Source organism: Mycobacterium sp., assembly GCF_965277065.1.
Taxonomy (GTDB): Bacteria; Actinomycetota; Actinomycetes; order Mycobacteriales; family Mycobacteriaceae; genus Mycobacterium.
In genome coordinates, this window is sequence record NZ_CBDIBT010000018.1 from 499,307 (window position 1) to 519,060 (window position 19,754).

Here is a 19,754-nt window from a genome sequence, read left to right on the forward strand (position 1 = left end):
AAATGTGCGGTGGTGCGGTGAATGTCCCCTTCACAGCGCGGATATCCGTCCGTCGATGCGCCCGATCCATGCACTCGGTACGGGGAAGCGTGAATAAGGATTCTCTGCAACGTATTTCATGACGGCTGGATTTGATGTGGCTGCCCGCTGCGCCAACGTGGCGGCCAGATTCCTTTACCGCCAAATGATATGGCTGATCCTCAGCGCGACCGTAGCGTCGCCATGCGCACGCTCGAAGCGGGATGCTACGAAATCAGTTGTGGCCCGCACACCTTGGTGTGCGGGCCACAAACGGTCGTGCGGGTGGTGTCAGGCCCAGCTCGAGCCGACGGCGGAGTCGGTGCTCGACATGTTGTTGCCGGCGGTCTGCACCTTCTGGCCGTGGCTGTTGGCCTGCTCGTAGATGGTCTGGAAGTTGCGACCCAGCTGGGTGATGAACTCCTGGCAAGCTACGGAACCCGAGCCGCCCCAGAAGTCACCGGCAGCCAGTACATCGCGAACGATGGACTGGTGCTCGGCCTCCAATGAAGCGGCCTGCGAACGGATCATCGCGCCGTGGGCATCGACATCACCGAACTGGTAACTGATCGACATGAGTGTTCTCCTTGTGAAGTGTCGGTGATGGACTAGCTGGACAGGATCTGCTGCGAGCCCTGCTCTTGGGCCTCGTAGTTGTTGGCGTCACGGATCAGCCCATCGCGCACGCTGTGCAGCATGTTGACGATGTTGCGGAACGCGGTGTTCATCTGGCCCATGGTGTCGTGCGACGTCATCTGAGCGGTACCGCTCCAGCCAGCTCCGGCGATGTTCTGCGCTCGACGCCCACATCTTGCGGGCCTCGTCCTCCACCGTCTGGGCGTGCACGTCGAAACGGCCGGCCATCGACCGCATCTCGTGCGGATCAGTCATAAAACGAGTAGGCATATCTCTCTCCTTGATCTGTGAATTTATGGTACTGATAGCAACGCCGTCTGCCGCGAGGTCGAGGCGGTGGCATTGAGATCAGCGGTCGTCTCAAGCGGGCGGCACCGTCCCCCTCCCCGTCATCAGACGAATACCTGCTTCGGGAAGACCTTCGGCTTGACGCCGTAGCGCGGTCCGCCGATACCCATGCCGGACTTCCCGCCGGCAGAAGCCATTCCCGGCATCACACCGTTCATGCCGGCGCCGCCCATGCCAGTGGCGGCCTCGTCGACGCTCGCGGTCCAGCCCGTCCCCGCCAACGTGGTTTCGGCCGCGGCGCCCGGAGCGCCAGCTGCCCAACCGGCCGGGACCGACATCCCGCCGACCTCAGCCGCCGTTCCCATACCGGCCAACGTGGCCCCGCCGGCACCGGATGTCGCGCCCGCCAGCGTCGTGCCGAAGCCCAGACCTGCGCCGAGCGGGGTGGCGTCACCCATGGTGAAGCCGAACGGAGCACCCGCCACGAAGTGCGTCAACAGCGGGATGGCCGACATACCGATGAACAGGAACCACGAGCCAGTGACGTTGATCGTGTTGATCGAGTTCGAGATAAAGGGAGCACCCATGAGGGCCTGGACCGAACCGTAAAGCGAGGTAAGGGGATCGGCTGCCGCCGCGGTGGCCGCCGGCACGGCAGCCGCACTTGATGCGCCCTGCAGGCTGCCGAGCAGACCGTTGAGCCCGGAGTTCGACGCGTTGCTGTTCACGGCGTTGCCCACCGCGGCAGCCTGTGCTCCCGTCCCGCCAGGGTTGGTGCTCTGGACCGGTTCGGTCAACGGCGTCACCTGCGCAGAGGCGGCTGCGTTGGCGGCGTAGGTGGTCAGCGCGGTGGCGTCCTGCGCCCAGAACTCGCCGTACATCGCCTCGTTCGCCGCGATCGCCGGGGTGTTCTGCCCCAAAATGTTGGTGGCGACGAGCGCCGCGAGCTGAGCCCGGTTGGCGTACACCACTGGTGGCGGGATCGTGGCGGAGAAGGCCGCCTCGTAGGCCGCTGCCGATGCGGTGGCCTTGGCGGCCGCTTCCTGCAACTGCACCGAGGTGGTGTTCAGCCAGTCGATGTTCTGCTGAGCCGCGGTGGCGGCCGCGGTGGCCGACGGACCGGTCCAGTCCGTACCGGTCAGCTGCGAGATGACCGATTCGTAGGCTGCTGCGTTGGTGCTCAGCTCCGAGCTCAGGGTGCCGAACGTCGAGGCGGCAGCCATCATTGGTCCTGCTCCGGCGCCGGAGTACATCATCGTCGAGTTGACTTCCGGGGGGCGGGCGGCGAAATCAAAAACCATGTCTCAATTCCTGTCTATTGGGAGTTGGATGTGCGCTGGTTTGGGTGGGCCAGGTCTGGCCGTCAAGCGATCAGGTGAGGGTCGGCTTCGGAATCGCCGGCATGACCTTTGGCTTGAGGCCGTAGCGCGGGGCCCCGAAGCTCGAGCCGCTGCCGCGACCGCCGTTGGCGACGGCAGGCATCCCGGCCATCGTGCCCGGAGTGCCGGTGGAGACCCCTCCTGCCGTGCCCATGGGCATGGTTTGCGACGCCAGCGTGACGGGCGTGCTTGCCCCCGGGATCCCGGCGGCGCCCCCGGCCCAGCTCGGCGGCACCGACATGCCGCCGATCGACGAGCCCGCGCCTGCCGAGGCCAGCACCGGCGCCGCGCCGATACCGCCGCCGGCGGCTCCGGCTGCGGGGCCGACGTCGGTGGCTAGAGCGGATCCCAGACCACCGATGTCGGCGCCGGCGGTTGCGGGACCGGACAGCGCCGTAAGCAGACCACCGCTGGTCACACCGATCATGTCCGAGGCGGCCGATGCGTAGTTACCGGTGTTGATATTGAGGAGGTTGCCGATATTACTGCTCAAGGGTGAGGCAGTGATGGTGGCGGCCAATCCACTGATCAGGCCGGCGAGAGTGCTGATCGGGTCGGTCGCGGCCTGCGAGGCGGCCCCAGAGGCGGAGCCCGCCCCGTTGGACAGCGCGTTCGCGGCGGCACCGGCTTGGTTGGCCGACTCGGTGTCCTGGTAGGAGCCGGAGCTCTGGTTCAGCAGTTGAACGAACTGCTGGTGGATGGCCTGAGCCTGAGCGCTGACCGACTGGTACAGCTGGCCGTACGTCGAAAAGACCCCGGCCTGCAGGATCGACACCTCGTCGGTGGCCGCGGGAAGGACGTCGGTGGTCGAGCTGGCGGCAGCCGAGCTTTCCGCGGCAAACGAGTTGCCGAGGCCCTCTAGCTGGGTCGCAGCCGCAGAGATTGCTGCGGGCTGGGTGTTGACGAACGACATATGTCTCTCCTGGGTGGCAAGAAGCCGACCCCGTCGAGGAGGTCGGCCACGTTGGTCACGATCAGTGGTTGCTGGTAACCGGCGGCGGTTCCATGGCTATACCTTGACGTAACCTGAGCGCCGTCGCCTACCTCGTTAATGGCTTCTTAACGTGGAGTCCTTATTTTTAACACCAGACTCTCAGCGACCAGCGGTTTAGCCTCCCTATCAGGCTCGGGAGTCGACGCGCTATGTTCGTCGGTGGCCCCCATAGCCCAATCGGCAGAGGCAACGGACTTAAAATCCGTCAAGTGTCGGTTCGAGTCCGACTGGGGGCACAGTCGCTGATTTGCCGGTCGTCTCAGGTTCGTATCAGCGCGCTCTCAGGATCTGTCGTGTGCGGTAGTGGACAACGCCGTCCACAACTTCCACTGTGACCAAACGGAACCGGGACGGCCAGCGTGTTGACGGATTCTTTACGCAATCCGCCCCACCAGAAATGCCGGACCAGCTGATCGGGCAGGTGGGCGATGGTGGTTGGGCGTCGTTCAGCAAACCGGGTTCGCCTGCATGCCGCCAGCGCTCCAGCCGACGGACCGCCCGTTCGAGGTCATATAGTTGCGCGGTGGTTGATCAGCCGAGTCCCGCTGCCGGGAGTACGCCAACCGTATTCATCGCCACACCGATGTACGGGGGAATGGCGACGGGGACATACACCTGGTCGCTGGCGCAAACGCCGGCCGTTTTTATGCAAAGTGGGGTTGGCCTGCTCTACCAGTACCGGATGAATGACGCGCTGGTGGCAAACGCCAGGAACATGTTGACTCATGAGTTCCTCACCACGTCCGCCACTCATTTGATGTGGATCGACGCGGATATCGGGTTCAACGCCGTCGACATCGTCAGCATGATGGTGGCTGATCGGGACGTCATTTGCGGGACTTATCCGTTGAAGGCAATCCACTGGGAGCGGGTCGCCCAAGCTGTCCGTGACGGCGTCCCGCCAGAAGAGCTGAAAAATCACGTGGGATTCTTTTATATGGACGAAGTCGACATCCCTGCTGGTGACGCTTCGGCCGACTCCGACGGACTAGTCGAAATCGGCGCTGGCGGAACCGGATTCATGCTGGTCAGGCGCGGGGTCTTCGAAGCTTTGGGCAACGAAGTGCCCAGCTACATTGTCGACGGAAAGTTGGTCAAGGAGTTTTACAGCACAGGCATCGACCGTGAGACGAGCCAGCTGGTGTCGGAGGACTACTACTTCTGCAGGCTCGCGCGCAGTCACGAGTTCAAGGTCTATGCGGCCCCGTGGGTACGTCTCACTCACACGGGCCCGTATGTGTTCGAAAGCCAGCTCGAACCGAAGTGGCTGGTCCGGCGTTAGCAGTCGGCACCGGCTAGTTCCCGTGCGGCGCCTGTGGCGACTCGGCGGAGGTGCTCCCGGCGCTGCGATTCCCGAATATGTAGGTCCCGGTGTGGTTCAGGCGCACCCAGGGGGCCGCGTAGATCTTGAAGCCGCGGTCGCGTGCCATTTTGCAGAAGTGGAAGTCCTCTGACAGCAGGCTGTTTCCCGAGTCGGGGTCGATGCTGACGGCGTAGAACGCTTTGAGCGGGATGCCCGGGGTCGAGCCGTCCACGTAGGACGGCGCGTCGTCGGCCAAGGCTTCGAATACACCGCGTTTGATCAACATAAATCCCGTACCGGCGTTGGCAATTTCGACCAGGCCGTCGGCGGTTACTCGATCGGGGGAATTGTCGATGAGGTTCAACACAAATGAGCGTTCGTATTCATGTAGGCGCTCGGGCGGCACGTCTTGTTTGGCTGCTCGCGCCACCTCGCGCCAGTGAATTTCCTTTTTGGGATAGATGCCGCAAACGATGTCTTTGTCGGCTTGGACCATGCGGACGATGGCGACGGGGTCGAACCCGATGTCGGCATCGATCCACATCAAATGGGTTGCCGGAGAGTTGAGGAACTGAGCGGTGAGGAAGTTCCTGGCGCGCGGTACGAGACTGTCGTTCATCGCGACGCTGTAGAACAGCCCAATTCCATTTCGGAAGAACGCGGCCGGTGTGTGCGCAAGCGACATGGTGTAGGTGCCGGCGGCCATACCCCCGTACATCGGCGTCGCTATGAACACCTTCGGGCCGTCGGCGACAGGCCCCATGTCGAGGTTCTGCTCCCCACCGCGGGAGGATGGTCCGTCATCAGTAGACGAATTGCCGTCAGCTGTAACGAGAGCCCTCCTGTTAGTCGGCGGTCAGTGCCATCGCCATGAAATCGATTCGCCACAGCGATCGAAACAGTGTGCGGCCGTACCTTTCCACGTCCTCCACGGTCAGTTGATCGTCCTGTTGTGCGACTATGCGGGCGATCTCTCGAATCGTACGACGGCCGTCGACATTTTGCACAAACGCCAATTGGGCCACGTTGAGCGGCAGGCGAATTCCACCTGCCCACACGGCTTCGGTGCCCGAGACGCTGCACCGCATGCGCAGCAGCGGAATGTAGTTCAGAGCTGCGTCGGTCGAAAAGTCAATCTGGTAATTGTCTTTCGGACGCTCGGGGCGACACGCCATGAAGAAGTGGCAAGCGTTACGCGTCTGGACGCGCTCCATCACCGACCACAGCCTCGGCTCCGGCAGCGCATCGGCGATAGTGATGAATTCGCTTGGCGCCACGAACATTTCGTGCGGGTAGTAGGGCGTCTTGTGAAACCAGTCCTGGAAGACGAGCCCGGCCGAGTCGACGAGCTCGATGCACTCGTCGACGGTGTAGTTGCGCGTGCGGCCGTGCAGAAAGGTGTCCACCAGCGCCGCGTCGTCCTGCAGATCGCGCGCCCGCTGGAGATAGCTTCGCACCGGATGGTCCTCCGGTAGCGCGTCGACGGTGTCTTTGACGATCTGGACCGACGCCTGGTCCTGCTGCAGATCCAAGTCCTGGAAGATGGATTCCAGTAGCTCGACTCCGATGCGGCCGTATTTCCCGTAAAGCATGAGGGCCGCAACGCCGTCTGGCCGCAGGCACTCAGCTAGTGCTTTCATGCCGACGAGGGGGTCGGCCATGTGGTGCAACACGCCGGTCGACACCACCAGGTCGAAATCGAGACCCAGCGTGGACAATTCTTCGATGGGAAGCCGACGCAGCTCCAGATTGCGCAGGTCGTGCTGGTCTTTCAGGTGCTGCTGGTGATCCAGCGACGGCTGGCTGACGTCGACCGCCACCACTTTTGCGGTGGGGTTGTTGAACGCAAAGACCGCGGCCTGGTTGGTGCCGCATCCGGCGATCAGGATGTCGAGGTCGGGCCGGTATTCCCGGTCGGGCCACAGGACTCGGTGGGCGTGGACCGGGTCGAACCATTCCCAGTTGGTGACCGTCCACGTCGTGAGGTCGCGGATGGGATGCGGGTACCGCCACCGCTCGTATTGGCGACTGACGATGTCGGCGCGCGCGTCGTCGTTCACGTCAGCAATGACTCCTTCGACAGGTCGGCAACCAGGACGAGTCTGTCACGGAGGTCATCCATCGACGGCTGACGCGGTGATGCACAGCACTTCGTCGAGGCTGGCCGTCTGCGGTCCGGCAACAGGTCCACTGGCGCGGTCGGCGTGATCCAGCCTTCCGGTATCAAACATCGCCGGACCGCCGGCCACCCTGTCCAGCAGGACATAGCGGCCGGTGTCGGGTGTTCTGAGAACAACATCTTCCGGCGCGATTTCACCGATCAGCGTGAGCGCGCCGGCCAAATTGATGGCCACCTGGAACACATTTGCCTCCGCGTCGAGTACCGCGGCCAGGCGGGTGATGAGTTGCTCGGGCGCGAAAAACCGCCAATTCTGATCCAGATGCAGCCAAAAACGCCCGTCAATGAGTTCGCGTACCTGCGCGAGTTGGATGCCTTCTGCGTCCGAGCCGAGATTCACGATTTCGACGAATTCGTAGAGCGCCTTGAGTATTTCCCGGTCGGCGGCTGATAGCCCGGCATCTATCAGAAGAAACCGTCCGACGCGTGATACGTCGTTACAGCAGTTCAGGAACGAGTTGAGCGCCTGCTGGGTGGAGACCAGGTCCGGTCCGGCGATCAGGCTGACGGTGACCTCTGCGTCGGAGTCGCCACGATGGTGCGCGCGAACACGGCCTTGCTCAGCGATGGAGTTGCGCACCAACGGGTCCGGATAACCAGACGCTGCCTCGATCATGGCCGGCACCGCTTCATCGCGGTTTGCCGCGATTCGTTGTCGTTCGCCGTCAGGGATATCGGGAAACGTCAGTAGTTGCCGCCACAGTGCGAAGGCTTTTATGTGCTCGCCGAGGCAGAACGCGGACTTCGCCTGCGCGTCGGCGGCACGCCAGGCGTAGATGTCGGGATACGGCAAGAGCATGTCGCCGTCGGGCCGCGGGATCTCGGCGGCGTGCTCGCTGAACAGGTAGGCGAGCCGGTAGTGCTGCTCGTTGAAGTGGTGTCGAGCGATGCAATACAGGGGTTCAGCGCGGGCCGGCCGGAATTCCCAGGCCAGCAGATAAGCGTCCTGAACCTGATGCCATGGTCTCCCCAGCTTTTCCATCGACTCGGCGATGCGAAACTTCGCCAGGAAGGTTTCCTCGTCGGAGCTGCCGCCGACTTCGAGCATTCGCTCGTACCACGTGCGGGCATTGGCGTGGTCGCCAGAATCGAAATAGACCTGACCTAACAGGGACAACGACTGGACGTCTTCAGGGTTGCGCTCCACCGCGGGCAACAGCTGATCGATGAAACGTTGAAACGGATCGACGTCGCGGGGCATGCTGGCGGTCCCCACAATGCCCTTGGCGGCCGCTTCCAGTTGGTCGTCTGTCACCACGAGGCCGAGTTCGTCGGCGAGGCGACGGATGACGGGGACGGGACTGGTGCGGAGTTCCTCGAAGTCGACGTGGACCTTCGGCCTGTTCGCCAGCGACAGGTCGCGCGCGGCGAGGAGATGTGTCGTTGACTCGACGCCGTCCTGTTCGTCCGGCCACCAATCGAGCCGCTTCAGAGTCGCCAATACCTTGGCAAGTGGCCGGTCCACCACCACCGGAACGATCGGACCCCAGGCATCATCGAGCAGATCGACCGCAGCGCACAGCAGGGGATGCTTGACGCCTGGGCGCCGGTCCAAGGCGTGGGCTGCGCGGCGATGACCATCAGCCCAAATTCTGAGCTTCTCCTGGAACAAATGAGGCTCCATCTGAAGCTGTCCGCTCTTCGCATTGACGGCCCTGCGGCACAACTGGCCGATCCCGGCATCCTCCCAATTTTGTTGCAATTCACGGTAACTCGCGCCGAACTCCGTGCCCATGAAGACGCCAAGGTGGTGCAGCACGCTCGCAACGGCCGACGTGCCACCGCCTATGGTCCCAAACACGACGATCAACGGCTCGTCGTGTGCCATGACGCCTCCCGTAGTTCCGACTGTCAAAAACCGTACCTTCGGGGCGTCTTATGCGCCGTCCCAATGGTGGGCGGCCGCGTCAGCGTTGAAACCTGCTGTCCGACAGAACATGCGGTTAGGCGGGTGACCGGCGGTTGATTGGAATTATCCGGTCACCCTCGGCGGCCGGGCAATCGAAGACCACCGGCGCGGCTTTTCGAATTCTTGTGATGTAGGACTCCTTTGCGTGAGTGGATAAGAAATCCTCATCTACGAATAACACTGGCCCGATTCACTTTCGGTTAGCGGAAACTATGAACTACCTGGTGCAACGGGTTGCCGTGTTTGCTCACCGAAATCGATTGCGGCGCTGGACGGATGTTGGATAAGGACGTCCTGAGTTACTCGAGTGACATGGGCGACAGTCGTTGAAAACGCGCCATTCTCTGAGTAATTTCAGGCATTAGACTCATGGGGAGTGGCGCTCGATGCCCGGGTGTTTGGGCTGGGCCACGTCGGCACCCGAGGAGCGGTTCGGGGAAGCATTGAACCGCGAGAAGCGTTGACCGCCTGGATGCCGAACGTCCGCCCACCACGGACCAATAAGGAAGCTGGTACCACTGTGAGCGATGTAATTTTTGACCTCAATGAAGCGGCGGGTTTCACGGCCGTCGGCACGATCGCTGCCGGGCGCGGCGCGGTCAGCGGCATTGCCGTGCGCTCTGACGGCGCAATGCTGACAGTCACCCACTATGGCGACGACAGTGTCTCGCTGATCGGCACCATGGGCGGCGCGGCCAGGCTGACGGTCACCGACGTCGTCGAACCTGCCGCCGTCGCGATGGCCGGCAACCGGGCCTACGTGAGCAGCGTGTCGACGTCGTTCGACGAGATCCTGGCTTTCGATACCGACTCCGAGCGCATCGTCGCGACCTACCCGGTCGAGTTCGGCATCACCGACCTGGTGGTCAGCCCGAACGGGCGGTACGTCTACACGAGCCGGACCGGCGCCGACGGTGCCGGCGTGGCAACCCTGGACACCTCGACCGGCAAGCAGACTTACGTTCGCATCGCTGCCACCACTGTTGGCTGCGTGCGGGTGAGCCCCGACGGCCGACGGCTGTACGCCGCAGCCAATGGTGCGACCACCGCGGAGCTGCTGATGATCCACACGCGGCGCAACCGGGTGGTCGGATGCGTCGAAATCGGTTCGCCCATCCGCGATATCGCGCTCAGCCCGGACGGCGCCACGGCCTACGTGGGCAGCTGCGGTCCCGACTTCGGCACCGTGCTGGACATCGTCGACGTCCGCAACTCGGCGATCAAAGCCACCTACAAGATCGGTGACGCTGCGGGGACACTTGCCCAGCTGACCGTAGGCCGGTCGGGAGACCGGGTCTACCTGGTCGGCGATCAGCACGTGACCGTGTGGTCGACCGCGACCCAGGACGTGCTCGGTACCATCACCGTCAGCGGCCAGCCGTCGTGCGCTGTGGAGAGTCCGGACGGCAAGCGGCTCTACATCGCCGACTACGCCGGATCAGTCACCGAGCTGGAGATCTCCGCAGCGGCCGCGCCGACCGATGCGTCGACGTCGGATGACGAGCTGACCGCCCCGCACGCGTGGGCGTTCTCCGACCTGCTGACGCTGCAGCCGACACCGGCCTAGGAACCGCATCGCCGCCTGGCCGTCGGCCGGGCGTGCAATGATCGCCACGAGGGCGGGCGCGTGGCGGGCCGGCCCGGGTAGCCAGGCGGAGTCAAAGGCGGTCCAGCGATGTACAGCACCATGCACAACTTCCCGCTGACCATCACCACCATCCTTCGGCACGCCAGCCACGTTCACGGCTCCCGAAAGGTCTACACCGCGACCGGCGACGGGTATCGCGAGTGCACGTACGCCGAACTCTGTCAGCGTGCGGCACAGTTGGCGAATGCGTTGCGGCGCATCGGTGTCACCGGCGACCAGCGGGTCGCCACCTTCATGTGGAACAACGCCGAACATTTGACGGCGTACACGGCGGTACCCGCGATGGGCGCGGTGTTGCACACCCTGAACATCCGGTTGTTTCCGGAGCAGATCGTCTACGTCGCCAACGAGGCCGAAGACCGGGTGGTGCTGGTCGACGTGTCGCTGGCCAAGCTGCTGGCGCCGATCCTCGGCGAACTCGACACCGTGCACACCGTGATCGCCGTCGGCGACGGCGATGTCTCCGCACTCGAGGAGTCGGGCAAGACCGTGTTGCGCTACTCCGACGTCGTCGACGCCGAACCGACCGAGTTCGGCTGGCCCGAGGTCGACGAAAACTCAGCTGCCGCAATGTGTTACACCAGCGGAACGACCGGCAACCCGAAAGGCGTCGTCTACAGCCACCGCTCGAGCTATCTGCACACGATGGCGATCTGTACCACCAACGGGATCGGGATCGGTTCCGGCGACTCGGTGTTGCCTATCGTGCCGATGTTCCACGCCAACGCGTGGGGCCTGCCGTACGGGGCGCTGATGGCCGGCGCGGATCTGGTGCTGCCCGACCGGCACCTGGACGCCAAGTCGCTGGTCGACATGATCGAGACGCTGCGGCCCACCATCGCCGGCGCCGTGCCGACGATCTGGAACGACGTCATGCACTATCTGGAGAAGAACCCGGGTCACGACGTGTCCTCGTTGCGCCTGGTGCCCTGCGGCGGCTCGGCGGTGCCGGTGTCGCTGATGCGCACCTTCGAGGAGCGGCACGGCGTTCAGATCCGGCAGCTGTGGGGGATGACCGAGACATCGCCGACGGCCACGATGGCCTGGCCGCCGCCGGGCACCCCGGACGACCAGCACTGGGCGTTCCGCGCGACCCAGGGTCAGCCGCTGTGCGGTGTGGAAGCCCGGATCGTCGACGACGACGGGCAGGTGCTGCCCAATGACAACGAGGCCGTCGGCGAGGTTGAGGTCCGCGGTCCGTGGATCACCAGTTCCTACTACCGGGGCCATGACGAGTCCAAGTTCGACAACGGGTGGCTGCGCACCGGTGATGTCGGCCGCCTCGACCAACACAGCTTCATCACGCTGACCGACCGCGCCAAAGACGTGATCAAGTCTGGCGGCGAATGGATTTCGTCGGTGGACCTGGAGAACGCCCTGGTCGCGCATCCGGATGTGGTCGAAGCCGCCGTCATCGCGGTTCCCGACGAGCGCTGGCAGGAACGGCCACTGGCCGTCATCGTGGCCCGGGAAGGCTCCGGCCTGAACGCCGAAGACCTGCGAAAGTTTCTGGCCGACAAGGTTGTTCGGTGGTGGCTGCCGGAACGCTGGACATTCATCGACGAGATTCCGCGTACCAGCGTGGGCAAGTACGACAAGAAGACCATTCGGTCGCGGTACGCCGAGGACGTCTACGAGGTCAGCGAAGCACGAGACTAAAAGGAGTGCGGTCATGAGCCTGCAGGTCGTGCAATGGGCAACGGGGTCGGTCGGTGTGGCCGCGATCAGGGGCATTCTCTCCCATCCCGAGCTGGAACTGGCCGGGTGCTGGGTGCACTCCGAAGGCAAGAGCGGCAAGGACGTTGGAGAGATCGTCGACTGGTCCCCGCTGGGCGTGACCGCGACCAACCGCATCGACGACATTCTCGCGCTGGACGCCGATGCGGTGATCTACGCGCCGCTGCTGCCCAACGTCGACGAAGTGGGTGAGGAAAACCTGGACCCGCCTTGGTCTTTCGGGCCAGACAGTGAGCGCTATGAAATCGAGGTCCGCGGTCATCCGGATACCTTCGTCACGGTGAAGGGATGGCAGCCGGAAAGCGTGGCGGCCGGTCTCAAGAGCAATCCCGGGGTGGTGGCGACAGCGGCCCACTGCGTCAACGCCGTTCCGGCGACCTGCGCGGCCGCACCCGGTGTGCAGAGCTTCTTCGACCTGCCGCTGATCACCGGTCGGGCCGCGCCCGGCCTGGCGCGGTAACCGCTGATGTGCCGACTCTTCGGGCTGCATGCCGGGACCAACGTTGTCACCGCGACGTTCTGGCTGCTCGACGCGCCGGACAATCTCGCGGAGCAGAGCAGGCGTAACCCGGACGGCAGTGGGCTCGGGGTTTTCGACGGCCAAGGGCAACCGCAGGTACACAAGCAGCCGATCGCTGCCTGGCAAGACGCCGAATTCGCCACCGAGGCACACGATCTGACGGGAACCACCTTCGTCGCACACGTCCGGTACGCAACCACCGGATCGCACGAGGTGGTCAACACCCACCCGTTCCTGCAGGACGGTCGTATCTTCGCGCACAACGGTGTGCTGGAAGGCCTCGATCTCCTGGACGCCAGGCTGCGCGAATTGGGCACTGAGGCACTGGTATTGGGGCAGACCGACTCCGAGCGGGTGTTCGCGTTGATCACCGCATCGATCCGGGCACACAGCGGCAACGTGACCGCCGGCCTGGTCGACGCGATGCGCTGGCTGGCCGACAACGTTCCGATCTACGCGGTCAACATTCTGCTGAGCACGGCCACCGATCTGTGGGCAATGCGCTACCCAGAGTCGCACGAGTTGTATGTGTCGGATCGCCGAGAGCTTCTTACGGAGCGTCGATTCCATCTGCGCACCAACCGGATTCGGGCGGACTCGCAGAATCTGCACGGGCAGCCCTCGGTCGTGTTCGCCACCGAGCCGATGGACGACGCCGCGCGTTGGCGTCTGCTCGAGCCGGGTGAGCTGGTCCACGTCGACTCCGGCCTGCGGATCAGTCGCGATCTGGTGTTGCCGGATCCACCGAGACACCTGCTGCGCGCCGAGGATCTGAGTCCGGCGGCTCAGGCCTCGCTGCACCCGACGGTTCGATGACCACACGAGCGCTGGTGCTCGGCGGTGGCGGCGTAGCCGGAATCGCCTGGGAGACCGGCATTCTGCTCGGTATCGCCGACGAGTCGCCCGCCGCCGCGCAGGCATTGCTGGAATCCGATCTGCTGCTCGGCACGTCGGCCGGCTCAACGGTGGTCGCCCAACTCGGCAGCGGCCTGGAGCTGACGGAGCTGTTCGCGCGGCAAGTCGACGATGTATTCGCCGAAATCGCCCCCGCCGTCCCGGTCGATGCGCTCATCGAACTCTTCGTCGCCGCGCTGTCGGACCCGGACGCAACCGTGACGCAGAAGCGCCAGCGGATCGGTCTGGTCGCGCTGGACACCGACACCGTGGCCGAGCCGGTCCGCCACGAGGTCATCGCGCACCGATTGCCCTCGCACGTCTGGCCTGAGCGCGCGCTGCGGCTCACCGCCGTCGATGTCATCACCGGCGAGCTGGTGGTGTTCGACGGCGGCTCCGGTGTCGACCTCGTCGACGCGGTCGCCGCCAGTTGCGCGGTTCCGGGAGCGTGGCCGCCGGTGACGATCGGGGACCGTCGCTACATGGACGGCGGCATCGGCAGCACCATCAACCTCCACCTCGCCGACGACTGCGCCGGGGCGGTCGTGCTGGTGCCTGCCGGGGAATCGGCGCCGTCGCCGTTCGGGGCCGGACCGGGTGTCGAGATCGACGATTTCCCCGGTGCGGCACTCGGGGTGTTCGCCGATGACGAGTCGCTGGCCGCCTTCGGGCCGAACGCGCTGGATCCGAAATGCCGTCCGGCGAGCGCGCGGGCCGGACGCGAGCAGGGCCGCCGCGTTGCAGCCGACGTGGCCGCCTTCCTGGGCGTCAGGTAACCCGCCGACTCACGTCGACGGAGTCCAGCGCCGTGGCCGCCAGCGCGCGGCCGACGTCGATCACCTCGGCGGCGCGGTGGAATTCCAGGCTGCGGCACGCCGAGCGAGGCACCTCGATCAGCAGGTCCGGGGGGTAGGCCGCCAGCGTGTGCCGGGCCAGCGCCGCCTGGGCGATGTCGATGGTCCGGTTCATTACTTCGAAACTACCCAGCTTCGGCACCTCGGGCTCGTCGGCGGAGTACTCCGGGGCCACCTCGTCGCCGTCGTCGCCGTCTTCCGGGCTCGACGCTCCGAACCGACTCAGCATCGAGCGCGCTGTGGGCGAGTCGAACAGGGCAGAGGTGCTGCTCAGCACCCGGTTGAGCCACTCGCCCGAGGACTTCGGCTCCGGTTCGGGTTCGTCGCCGGTCTCGCTGCCCGACAGGCTGACCGCGATGGTCAGATCGGCGTTGACGGCCGCGATCGGCGCCATCGGCAGCGGATCGAGGATCCCGCCGTCGGCCAGCAGTCGCCCGTCGACGACATACGGCGAGATGACTCCCGGAATCGCGATCGACGCCCGGATCGCCTCGTCCACCGGGCCGCGCTGCAGCCATACCGACTTGCCGGCCAGCAGATCAGTGGCCACCGCGGTGTACGGAATCGGTAGTTCCTCGATGGTCGACTCGCCGAGGATCTCGCGCACCGCGTCCAGGATCTTCTCGGCGCGCAGCACACCGGCGGCCGTGAGCGTCGGGTCCAGCAGCCGCAAGATCGCCCGCTGCGTCAATGACTTTGCCCAGTCGGCGAATTCGTCCAGCTTGTCCGCGGCCTGCAGCCCGCCGACAAGGGCGCCCATCGACGAACCGGCGATCCCGACGATCTGATAGCCGCGGTCGTGCAGTTCCTCGATCACCCCGATATGGGCGTACCCGCGGGCGCCGCCGCTGCCGAGGGCCAACGCGACCCGGGGCCGTGGCGCGTCGAGCAGGCCGGGTCCCGGCTCGGCGGTGATGTCTGGGTCGGTCATGCGCTACATCTTTGCCTGCGCGACGCCGGTTTAATCAATCGTGATCCGAATTGCGGCGACGGTCTAGGTCGGCCTCAGCCGCATTCGTTGTTGGCCGCCGCGTGCGCCGCGACGATCACCCCGGCCTGACGCGCCAGCGGCAGTGCGACCCAGGCGATATTCCAGGTGCCAGGACCGACGACGCCCGGCGCTTGCACGGCCGCTAGGTACCTCTCGATCAGGGTCAGTGGGTCGCCCGGATGGCCCTGCATCCACAGCGTCGCCGCATGACAGGCCTGGAAATACTCCTCTTCGGTCGAGTGCGCCGGCACGTCGATCTTGGTCGTGACGCCCGCGGGAGAAGTCGCGATCACGCCGGGCGTCGTGGTGGCCGCCGCCTTTGTCGTGCCCGACGCGGGCGGGGCCTTGGTCCCGTCCGCCGAGCACGCCGCCACCCCCGTCACGGCGGTCAGGACAGCCGCGATGCCCGCTACCGGGGGATGAGATCGGCGCCGCCGCACCCGGTCAATCTATGCAACACTGGCGGCCGTGATGCAGCGAACCGGGTTTTGGGAGAGTTGTCGGTTTTCCTGACCGCCACCCCTGCCACGCCCGTTCGCCCTGGAGATTCCCACATGGTTTCTGCTCACCTTGCTGCCGACTCTGTCCGAGTCGCCCGACCCGCCTCGCTGCCGCGAGCCGTTCCCGGCCCGACCAGGCTGCGGCTGGCTGATCTGCTGCACATCACCGACAGCACCGCTGACGACGTCCTCGGCGGCCGCTACGACCACGCCGTCCCGGCGGGCGGTGTGCCCACCGACGATCGCTGGTTCGTCCGGCTGCACGGCGACGACGAAGTCGACGTCTGGTTGATCAGCTGGGTGCCCGGCCACCGCACCGAGTTGCACGACCACGGCGGATCGCTCGGTGCGGCAACGTTGTTGAGTGGTTCGCTGGACGAATTTCGTTGGGACGGAGAGCGATTACGCTGCCGACGACTCGAAGCCGGCGATCAGGCCGGGTTTCCGCTGGGGTGGGTGCACGACGTGGTGTGGGCGCCCCCCGGTCCGCGGACCTCGGTGACGTCGCTGTCCGGGCCGCAGCAGCCGTCGCTGAGTGTGCACGCCTACTCGCCGCCGTTGACCGTGATGTCTTACTACGAGGTGACCGACGAACACCGACTGCGGCGCAAGCGAACTGAACTGACCGACCAACCGGAGAAATAATGAGCCGTATCGACCAGGCCCTGGAGTCGGCTCGGACACGCCTGCGCCGACTGGCCGCCGGCGACGTGCCCGCCGCACTGCGCCGTGGCGCCTTGCTGGTCGACATCCGGCCGCAGGCCCAGCGCACGCGTGAAGGCGAGGTGCCCGAGAGTCTGAAGCCGCTCGTGATCGAGCGAAACGTGTTGGAGTGGCGCTGCGATCCGACCAGCGACGCCCGCCTGCCCGAAGCCGTCAGCGATGACGTGGAGTGGGTGGTGCTGTGCTCCGAGGGATACACCTCGAGCCTCGCTGCGGTGGCGTTGCAGGACCTCGGCCTGCACCGCGCGACCGACGTGGTCGGCGGCTACCACGCGCTGGCCGCCGCCGGCCTACTCAGTTCGGCTTAGCCGCCGCCCCCGCCGCCGCCTCCGCCGTCGGCGCCCAAGTTGTACGAGTTGTACCAGTCGTTGTAGTCGTTGGGGTTGTAGTACTCCCCGTGCGACCCCGGTTGAGCGGGCGGCGCCGGTGGCGCGGGTGGCGGATCTGCCGGCCGCGGAGCCGGCAGTACGATCGGCGCGCTGCCGGAACTGGCTACCGCACAAGCAGGAATGGCGACCGCGGCGATCGGCATCGCGGTCAGCACCCCCGCCGCCGCAATCTTGGCAATTGTCCAGGTCATTGACCTCTCCCTCCACGGGAAATCCGAATACCGTAAATCCTGCCACTTGATTGTTCGACCGACTAGCTAATAACCCGAAACCCTTGGCACACTCACAGCGTCCGTTTACCTGGTGTTAGCCGGCGCTGGCGCGTAACAACGGGCGCAGCTTCGCGGTTTTCACCGGGGTCCACCCCGGCGGCTGTAGCACCGTCGCCCAGCCGTCGGCGACATCGGCGACGTAAACATGACCGTGGCCCTGCGGCACATCGACGGCAACCGCCATGTCGGCCGACACCTGGAGGAACGTCACCACCGGAATCCACGCGGTCTCGGGAAGCACGTCGTAGCCACGCTTTTCGCGTAGCCAGTCCGGCTGGCGGAACAGTAGATCGGGATCCCACCAGGCGATGGGATCGGAGGCGTGCTGCAGATACACCACGCGCGGCGTATTCCATTGCGATTCAGGGCGTTTGAGGTCTTCAGGACGTGCCACGAAGCGGACGTAGTGGCCGTGGTCGTAGAGCGGCAGCCACTCCGGCGACCCGCGGTCACGGGTCGCGGTCAGATCGGTCCAGATGGTGTTCTTGAATGTCGGCCCGGAAAACAACGCGCCGTCGGTGCGGGCCAACACGTTGTTGAGACTCATGAACGGCGCCTCGCCGCCGAAGGAACCCAGGCTTTCGCCGAACACAACGAGCTTGGGGCGCTCCGCTTCCGGCAGTCGGCGCACCAGCCGATCAACGGCTTCGAACAGCGCCTGGCCGGCATGGCGCGCGTTCTCCTTGTCCACCAGGAAGGACAGCCAGCTGGGCAGGAACGAGTACTGCATGCTCACCACTGCGGTGTTGCCGTTGTACATGTACTCCAGCGCGTCGGCCTCGGCCTGGTTGATCCAGCCGGTGCCGGTGGTGGTTCCGACCGCGACGACAGCGCGGCGTAATCCGCCTTCGCGCTCCAATTCTCGCGCGGCCAACTCCGCGGCCGCGGTGATGCCGTCGGCGGAGTCGAGTCCGGCGTAGGCCCGGATCGGTTCGGTCGCCGGCGCGCCGTTGAACGCGGTGAGCTGGTCGACGGTGGGCCCGCCCTTGATGAATATCCGGCCCTGGTGTCCCAGCGATTCCCAGGTCACCAGCGACCGCGGCCCGCCGGACCGCAGCGGTGTCCGCAGCGCGGCCGTATCGGGATCCATCTCGTCGTTGACCGTGGCGAAAGTATTGTTCATCGTTCGCATCGCGAATTTCACCACGACGCCGTTGAGCAACGCGATCGTCAGAGCGACCAGCAGCATAACCACGATCACGGCCGAAACACGCGGCGGCGCAATCCGATCCAATCGCAGATCGAGAAAATGGACCAGTCGGCGGATCAGCTGGCCGGTTTCTACGACGCCAAACAGCACGACCAACGACAGTGCGGTGGTCAGCGGGTAGTCAAGCCAAACCAGGTGCTTGACCCCCATCAGATCGCGCACCCGATCCTGCCAGACATGGAACCAGATCACCATCGCGACCATGCCGATCGCGCCGACGACGATCAGCGCCAGCCACGCCCGCCGTCGTGCCGGTGGGCTGGAGTTCCGGGAGAGCATAAAGCGCACCAGCCATACCGCGAAAACGCCGATGGCGTAACCGATTGCGCCGGCCATGCCGCTGACCAAACCCTGAAACAACGGACCGCGCGGCAACAGCGACGGCGTCATCGAAAACCAGATGAACACCAGCCCGACCGCGGTGCCGGTGAAGGTGTAGTGCCGGACCCACCATGCTTCCCGGCGCTGCGTCTCGACAGCCGGCGCGGGTTCGGCAGTGGCAGTTTCGGTCACCACAACTCCTCAGCGGTGGGTGAAGTTCGGTGTTCGCTTTTCGATGAACGCCGCCATACCCTCGGACTGGTCGTCGGTCGCGAAAGCGGAATGGAACAGCCGGCGTTCGTAAAGCAATCCTTCGGTGAGCGTGGACTCGAAGGCGCGGTTGACCGCCTCTTTGGCCATCCGCGACGCTGAGCGTGACATCTGCGAGATTGTGGTGGCGACGGCCTTGGCCTCGGTGAGCAGATCGGCAGCGGGCACCACCCGCGATACCAGGCCGCTGCGCTCGGCTTCGTCGGCGTTCATGTTGCGCCCGGTCAGGATCAGGTCCATCGCCTTCGCCTTGCCGACGGCCCGGGTCAGCCGCTGCGAACCGCCCATACCGGGCAGCACGCCCAGCTTGATCTCCGGCTGACCGAACTTCGCGGTGTCGGCGGCGATCAGCACGTCGCACATCATCGCGAGTTCGCAGCCGCCGCCGAGCGCGTATCCGGCCACCGCGGCGATCGTCGGGGTGCGCACCGCGGCGAGCTTGGCCCAGGGGGCGAAGAAGTCGGCGTCGAACACCTCGGAGAACGACAGGCTGGACATCTCTTTGATGTCGGCGCCCGCGGCGAAGGCTTTCTCCGAGCCGGTGATGATGATCGCTCCAATACCTGGGTCGTGGTCGAATTCGGCTGCCGCAGCGGTGACTTCGTCCATCACCTGGCTGGTGAGTGCGTTCAGCGCCTTCGGCCGGTTGAGCGTGATGATGCCGACTCGCTCGGCGCGCTCGACCAGGATCGTCTCGTAGGTGTTGGTCATCGCTACCT

General features: G+C 65.1%; 19 protein-coding genes, 1 tRNA gene and 1 pseudogene. 9 read left to right on the plus strand and 12 right to left on the minus strand.

Translation table 11 applies throughout. From position 1 onward, the window contains the following. Positions 1 to 309: 309 nt before the first annotated feature. The 4 genes and pseudogenes from ACQY5A_RS13855 to ACQY5A_RS13870 all read right to left on the minus strand — a co-directional run bounded on the left by ACQY5A_RS13855 (position 310) and on the right by ACQY5A_RS13870 (position 3,234). Complete coding sequence (locus ACQY5A_RS13855) at positions 310 to 594, minus strand: WXG100 family type VII secretion target (RefSeq protein ID WP_428338374.1); 285 nt, start codon at positions 592 to 594, stop codon at positions 310 to 312. Positions 595 to 626: 32 nt separating this feature from the next. Then, positions 627 to 924, minus strand: a pseudogene (locus ACQY5A_RS13860) (WXG100 family type VII secretion target). Positions 925 to 1,046: 122 nt separating this feature from the next. Beyond that, positions 1,047 to 2,243, minus strand: a complete 1,197-nt coding sequence (locus tag ACQY5A_RS13865; RefSeq protein ID WP_428340913.1) for a PPE family protein — start codon at positions 2,241 to 2,243, stop codon at positions 1,047 to 1,049. A 70-nt stretch (positions 2,244 to 2,313) separates the two neighbouring features. Then, on the minus strand, positions 2,314 to 3,234 hold the full coding sequence (locus ACQY5A_RS13870) for a PPE family protein, SVP subgroup (protein WP_428340914.1): 921 nt from the start codon (positions 3,232 to 3,234) through the stop codon (positions 2,314 to 2,316). Positions 3,235 to 3,477: 243 nt separating this feature from the next. Between ACQY5A_RS13870 and ACQY5A_RS13875 the strand changes: the two genes are divergently transcribed. Beyond that, positions 3,478 to 3,551: transfer RNA gene (locus ACQY5A_RS13875), tRNA-Leu, on the plus strand. Positions 3,552 to 3,838: 287 nt separating this feature from the next. Beyond that, positions 3,839 to 4,597 carry a hypothetical protein gene (locus ACQY5A_RS13880; RefSeq protein WP_428340915.1) on the plus strand — a complete coding sequence of 253 codons (759 nt, stop codon included), beginning with the start codon at positions 3,839 to 3,841 and terminating at the stop codon, positions 4,595 to 4,597. A gap of 13 nt (positions 4,598 to 4,610) precedes the next feature. Here ACQY5A_RS13880 and ACQY5A_RS13885 read toward each other — a convergent pair whose 3' ends face one another. From ACQY5A_RS13885 to ACQY5A_RS13895, 3 genes are all read right to left on the minus strand, one after another. Further along, complete coding sequence (locus ACQY5A_RS13885; RefSeq protein ID WP_428340916.1) at positions 4,611 to 5,381, minus strand: hypothetical protein; 771 nt, start codon at positions 5,379 to 5,381, stop codon at positions 4,611 to 4,613. A gap of 82 nt (positions 5,382 to 5,463) precedes the next feature. Beyond that, a complete protein-coding gene (locus tag ACQY5A_RS13890; protein WP_428340917.1) occupies positions 5,464 to 6,678 on the minus strand; it encodes a class I SAM-dependent methyltransferase in 1,215 nt (404 codons plus the stop codon). 54 nt (positions 6,679 to 6,732) lie between these two features. Further along, positions 6,733 to 8,625 (minus strand): tetratricopeptide repeat protein, encoded by a 1,893-nt coding sequence (locus tag ACQY5A_RS13895; protein WP_428340918.1) that lies wholly within the window; start codon positions 8,623 to 8,625, stop codon positions 6,733 to 6,735. A gap of 601 nt (positions 8,626 to 9,226) precedes the next feature. Between ACQY5A_RS13895 and ACQY5A_RS13900 the strand changes: the two genes are divergently transcribed. From ACQY5A_RS13900 to ACQY5A_RS13920, 5 genes are all read left to right on the plus strand, one after another. After that, positions 9,227 to 10,273 (plus strand): WD40 repeat domain-containing protein, encoded by a 1,047-nt coding sequence (locus ACQY5A_RS13900; protein ID WP_428340919.1) that lies wholly within the window; start codon positions 9,227 to 9,229, stop codon positions 10,271 to 10,273. Positions 10,274 to 10,381: 108 nt separating this feature from the next. Then, positions 10,382 to 12,013 (plus strand): long-chain fatty acid--CoA ligase, encoded by a 1,632-nt coding sequence (locus tag ACQY5A_RS13905; protein WP_428340920.1) that lies wholly within the window; start codon positions 10,382 to 10,384, stop codon positions 12,011 to 12,013. Between the two features lie 13 nt (positions 12,014 to 12,026). Continuing rightward, positions 12,027 to 12,551 (plus strand): hypothetical protein, encoded by a 525-nt coding sequence (locus tag ACQY5A_RS13910; RefSeq protein WP_428340921.1) that lies wholly within the window; start codon positions 12,027 to 12,029, stop codon positions 12,549 to 12,551. 6 nt (positions 12,552 to 12,557) lie between these two features. Further along, positions 12,558 to 13,427, plus strand: a complete 870-nt coding sequence (locus ACQY5A_RS13915) for a class II glutamine amidotransferase (RefSeq protein WP_428340922.1) — start codon at positions 12,558 to 12,560, stop codon at positions 13,425 to 13,427. Then, the gene (locus tag ACQY5A_RS13920) at positions 13,424 to 14,281 is read left to right on the plus strand and encodes a patatin-like phospholipase family protein (RefSeq protein WP_428340923.1); all 858 of its coding nucleotides are present in this window, start codon (positions 13,424 to 13,426) and stop codon (positions 14,279 to 14,281) included. Before ACQY5A_RS13915 ends, ACQY5A_RS13920 begins: the two co-directional genes overlap by 4 nt. On the opposite strand, the gene ACQY5A_RS13925 is transcribed toward ACQY5A_RS13920, so the two are convergent. Beyond that, entirely contained in the window at positions 14,274 to 15,290 is a 1,017-nt protein-coding gene (locus ACQY5A_RS13925) for a patatin-like phospholipase family protein (protein ID WP_428340924.1), read from the minus strand. The genes ACQY5A_RS13920 and ACQY5A_RS13925 overlap by 8 nt on opposite strands. 74 nt (positions 15,291 to 15,364) lie before the next feature. Continuing rightward, positions 15,365 to 15,790 carry a lipoprotein LpqV gene (locus ACQY5A_RS13930; RefSeq protein ID WP_428340925.1) on the minus strand — a complete coding sequence of 142 codons (426 nt, stop codon included), beginning with the start codon at positions 15,788 to 15,790 and terminating at the stop codon, positions 15,365 to 15,367. Positions 15,791 to 15,904: 114 nt separating this feature from the next. Here ACQY5A_RS13930 and ACQY5A_RS13935 point away from each other — a divergent pair, with 114 nt between their 5' ends. Further along, positions 15,905 to 16,495, plus strand: coding sequence for a cysteine dioxygenase (locus tag ACQY5A_RS13935; protein ID WP_428340926.1), 591 nt, complete (start codon positions 15,905 to 15,907; stop codon positions 16,493 to 16,495). Continuing rightward, positions 16,495 to 16,881, plus strand: a complete 387-nt coding sequence (locus tag ACQY5A_RS13940) for a rhodanese-like domain-containing protein (RefSeq protein ID WP_428340927.1) — start codon at positions 16,495 to 16,497, stop codon at positions 16,879 to 16,881. The genes ACQY5A_RS13935 and ACQY5A_RS13940 overlap by 1 nt, the downstream gene beginning before the upstream one ends. Here ACQY5A_RS13940 and ACQY5A_RS13945 read toward each other — a convergent pair. From ACQY5A_RS13945 to ACQY5A_RS13955, 3 genes are all read right to left on the minus strand, one after another. After that, positions 16,878 to 17,153 carry a hypothetical protein gene (locus ACQY5A_RS13945; protein WP_428340928.1) on the minus strand — a complete coding sequence of 92 codons (276 nt, stop codon included), beginning with the start codon at positions 17,151 to 17,153 and terminating at the stop codon, positions 16,878 to 16,880. The genes ACQY5A_RS13940 and ACQY5A_RS13945 overlap by 4 nt on opposite strands. Positions 17,154 to 17,268: 115 nt before the next feature. After that, entirely contained in the window at positions 17,269 to 18,957 is a 1,689-nt protein-coding gene (locus tag ACQY5A_RS13950; RefSeq protein ID WP_428340929.1) for an alpha/beta hydrolase, read from the minus strand. A 9-nt stretch (positions 18,958 to 18,966) separates the two neighbouring features. Beyond that, positions 18,967 to 19,746, minus strand: coding sequence for an enoyl-CoA hydratase (locus ACQY5A_RS13955; protein ID WP_428340930.1), 780 nt, complete (start codon positions 19,744 to 19,746; stop codon positions 18,967 to 18,969). Positions 19,747 to 19,754 lie beyond the last annotated feature (8 nt).

What these genes read in the sequence shown, in the direction of transcription:
- ACQY5A_RS13915 (WP_428340922.1), top strand. Translation starts at nt 12,558, where the DNA reads ATGTGCCGACTCTTCGGGCTGCATGCCGGGACCAACGTTGTCACCGCG.
- ACQY5A_RS13940 (WP_428340927.1), top strand. Translation starts at nt 16,495, where the DNA reads ATGAGCCGTATCGACCAGGCCCTGGAGTCGGCTCGGACACGCCTGCGC.
- ACQY5A_RS13855 (WP_428338374.1), bottom strand. Translation starts at nt 594, where the DNA reads ATGTCGATCAGTTACCAGTTCGGTGATGTCGATGCCCACGGCGCGATG.
- ACQY5A_RS13910 (WP_428340921.1), top strand. Translation starts at nt 12,027, where the DNA reads ATGAGCCTGCAGGTCGTGCAATGGGCAACGGGGTCGGTCGGTGTGGCC.
- ACQY5A_RS13885 (WP_428340916.1), bottom strand. Translation starts at nt 5,381, where the DNA reads ATGGGGCCTGTCGCCGACGGCCCGAAGGTGTTCATAGCGACGCCGATG.
- ACQY5A_RS13870 (WP_428340914.1), bottom strand. Translation starts at nt 3,234, where the DNA reads ATGTCGTTCGTCAACACCCAGCCCGCAGCAATCTCTGCGGCTGCGACC.
- ACQY5A_RS13955 (WP_428340930.1), bottom strand. Translation starts at nt 19,746, where the DNA reads ATGACCAACACCTACGAGACGATCCTGGTCGAGCGCGCCGAGCGAGTC.
- ACQY5A_RS13865 (WP_428340913.1), bottom strand. Translation starts at nt 2,243, where the DNA reads ATGGTTTTTGATTTCGCCGCCCGCCCCCCGGAAGTCAACTCGACGATG.
- ACQY5A_RS13895 (WP_428340918.1), bottom strand. Translation starts at nt 8,625, where the DNA reads ATGGCACACGACGAGCCGTTGATCGTCGTGTTTGGGACCATAGGCGGT.
- ACQY5A_RS13925 (WP_428340924.1), bottom strand. Translation starts at nt 15,290, where the DNA reads ATGACCGACCCAGACATCACCGCCGAGCCGGGACCCGGCCTGCTCGAC.
- ACQY5A_RS13935 (WP_428340926.1), top strand. Translation starts at nt 15,905, where the DNA reads ATGGTTTCTGCTCACCTTGCTGCCGACTCTGTCCGAGTCGCCCGACCC.
- ACQY5A_RS13905 (WP_428340920.1), top strand. Translation starts at nt 10,382, where the DNA reads ATGTACAGCACCATGCACAACTTCCCGCTGACCATCACCACCATCCTT.
- ACQY5A_RS13920 (WP_428340923.1), top strand. Translation starts at nt 13,424, where the DNA reads ATGACCACACGAGCGCTGGTGCTCGGCGGTGGCGGCGTAGCCGGAATC.
- ACQY5A_RS13945 (WP_428340928.1), bottom strand. Translation starts at nt 17,153, where the DNA reads ATGACCTGGACAATTGCCAAGATTGCGGCGGCGGGGGTGCTGACCGCG.